Source organism: Zooshikella ganghwensis (assembly GCF_018263875.1).
Classification (GTDB): domain Bacteria; phylum Pseudomonadota; class Gammaproteobacteria; order Pseudomonadales; family Zooshikellaceae; genus Zooshikella; species Zooshikella ganghwensis.
In genome coordinates this window covers 1-3,291 of record NZ_JAEVHG010000050.1, presented here as the reverse complement: position 1 = coordinate 3,291, position 3,291 = coordinate 1, and the positions used below count along the sequence as shown (strand labels likewise).

Annotated in this window: 1 protein-coding gene; it reads left to right on the top strand. The window is 51.2% G+C overall.

Going from position 1 to position 3,291, the window contains the following annotated elements:
- Nucleotides 1-100 precede the first annotated feature (100 nt).
- A partial coding sequence (locus KHS79_RS25675) for an FG-GAP-like repeat-containing protein (protein ID WP_407704252.1) occupies nt 101-3,291 on the top strand: 3,191 nt, incomplete at its 3' end.

Below are 3,291 nucleotides of genomic sequence, written 5' to 3'. Positions count from 1 at the left end.
TGATCAGTCTCAATACCGTTGGTTAACGGGGGATGTCAATGGTGATGGGGCTACGGATTTAATTGCGGCCCGCTTAACCAAAACCGGGAATGTCGCCACCGTGCGTTTAGGGGTGCCAGGTGATCCCGAAGAAGGGATTTCTGAGCCTCAGGTTTGGCATCAAGATGGCCAGAACTGGAAAAACTATCACCACTTTGCCCGCGATGTGAACGGTGATGGCCTCACCGATTTAGTGGCTTCACACCTCTCATCCTCCTCAGGCAATGTCGTCTATGTACAACTGTCCACGGGCTCAAGCTTTACCGCTCCCCAGAAGTGGACCCATATCGCCACGAATTGGCAAGGCTATCAGTCACTGATGGCTGACCTCAATGGTGATGGCCGCAGTGATATGGTGTATTACGCGTTAACCGCCGGCATGATTGATATTGAGGTGCAACTGTCCACCGGTGATGGCTTTGCGCCCTTGCAGAAATGGTTTTACCGAGGCAATAACTGGTCAGGTCATACCATGCACGTGGGCGATATGAATGGGGATGGCAAACAAGATCTGGTCATCACCTATATCGGCGCTGCAGGTAACCAGGTGTATGTCATTCGCTCTACTGAACAAGATCGCCAACTGGAACATTGGCAACGCAACTTTGAAGGCTGGGCCGATGGTCAACACCTTATCGGGGACATGAACGGTGATGGCAACGATGATGTCGTTTCCAGTTACCTGGGGGTCTATGGCAACCTGATTTCCGTATCGCTGTCCACCGGCAATGGCTTGTTACCGATGGCCAAATGGTACGATGTGCGGACCGGTTACCTGGGTTCCAAGCGCCAATTAGCGGACCTCAATGGTGATGGTAAGCAAGACCTGGTCACCGATTATTTTGGTAAAAAAAGTCACTATACCTGGGTGCATTTATCCCAAGGTGATGGTTTACAAGCTGCAGCCACCTGGAATGGCGTGTATAGCGACTGGGATAAATGGCAGCGTATTCTCGGGGACTATAACGGCGATGGCCAGGTGGATTTAGCCGCAGGGCTTCTGAGTAAACGGGGTAACTTTGTTAATTACCAATACATCAAAGGTTCACTGACCCACCGTATCACTGAAATTCGCAATGGCTTAGGACAAACCACCACCCTCCGCTATCAACCGCTCACCGATCCCAGCCTGTTCACCAAAAGCACAGGCAGTACGTATCCCATCATTGATCGCCAATCGGCGGTATTTGTCGTGCAAGAGGTCAAACAAGACAATGGTCTCGGTGGCAGCTTAACCACCCAGTACCACTACAAAGGCTTAAAGCACCATTTACGGGGTTTAGGTGCACTGGGCTTTGCTGAAATCAGCAGCACTCAGCTGGAAACCGGCATTAAAACCACGGATCACTATTTACAGGATACGGAGGCCCGTAAAATCGGGGTGCTAAGCCGTTCCCAACAGTGGTCCGCTGACGGTGTGCTGCTGAAAGATACTCAACAAACCTGGCAAGTCACGACCTTAGACGACGGTGATCTTCCTCGTTATCGTGTGCAGCTAAAGAACCGCACCACCCAACAAAAATCCCTACAGGATGCCTGGTTGTCGACGGTCACGGAAAGCTTCAGTTATGATGACTGGGGCAATGCCACGGAAAGCAAGCAGGTCATTAAAGACGCCCTGGGTGAACAGCAAAGCACCACAGTAACCACCTACCAAAATGATGAAACCAACTGGCTACTGGGCTTAGCCACCCAAACCCAGGTCACCAAGGTGAGTGTCGCTGGTGACAGCCAAACCCGCACCACGCAATTCCGTTATGATCCTACGACCGGCGCCTTAACCCAACGAGTGCAGGAGCCTGGCCAAGGTGATTATGTCCTGACCACCGACTTTAAATACGACAGTTTTGGTAACTTAATCGAAGAACAAACCCAAGGTGCCAAGGTGGCGGTACGCAAACAGACGTATACCTATGATGCCCAAGGTCAGTTCTTAACCTCAACCACCAATGCCTTAGGCCATCAAACCCAGCAAACCAGTGACCCGTTCTGGGGTGTGCCATTAACCACCACCGATGCCAATGGCTTGGTCACCACCTATACCTACGATGCCTTAGGCCGCCTGAAAAGCCAAACAGCACCGGATAACACGAAAACCACCATCACTCATGGCTGGTGTGCAGCGGCGACAGACAACACCTGTCCGACAAGGGCCGTGTACTGGAGCAAAACCCAACGCTCAGGCAGTGCCCCCAGCACCGTGTATTTGGATAAACTGGAACGCACCCTGCGGACTGAAACACTGGCTTTAACCGGTAAAACCCAATACCAGGATACGGTGTATAACGCCCTGGGCCAGGTCGAAAAAACCTCCTTGCCGTATTTTAAAGATGATGAGGTGTACTGGACACAGTATGAATATGATCCCCTGCTACGGGTGATTAAAACCACGCAACCGAATGGCAGCACGACAGAAGTCGACTATCAGGGCCTAAACAAGGTCCTCACCAATGCTAAAGGTCAGACCAAAACCGAGCATTACAACGGCGCCGGTCAATTAGTCAAAGTCGTTGATAGCCTGGGCAATACCCTGAGCTACACCTACGACAGTTTCGGCAATCTGACCCAAACCACCGACCCAGACAATAATACTGTTGACCTGACGTATGATGTATTGGGCCGTAAGGTCGCGATGAATGATCCCGATAAAGGCGCATGGACCTATGAATACGATGCGTTGGGTCGGTTGATTCGTCAGCAGGATGCTAAAGGCCAGGTCACTAAGCTCAGCTATGACAACCTCGATCGTCTAGTCAAACAAACGGAAAATGCCCAAGCCAGCAGTAAGTTACTTTGGCGGGTCTCTGAATGGCAGTATGACCAACAACGTAAAGGTCAGTTAGATCAGGTCACCGTCGATGGTATTAGCCAACAGTATCAGTACGACACTTTAGGGCGTTTAACCACAGAAACCCAAACCCTGTTTGGCGAAAGCTTTACCCTGAGTTATGGCTATGACCAGTACAGTCGTCCTCTACAAACGACGTTCCCTACCGGACTCATCGCCAAACAAACCTATAACGAGCACGGTTACCTGACCGCCATTACCGATGGTCAGGACAGCAACGCCACCACTTATTGGCAAGCCCAAGCGGCGGATGCCCTCGGCAATATTACCCAGCAACAGTACGGTAATGGTGCGACAACGCTACGGGTGTTTGATGCCAAAACCGGACGTTTGCAAGACAGTGGCGCGTATATCAGCAGTACCACGCAAATTGAAGACCTGCACTTTGCCTACGACGCGTTAGG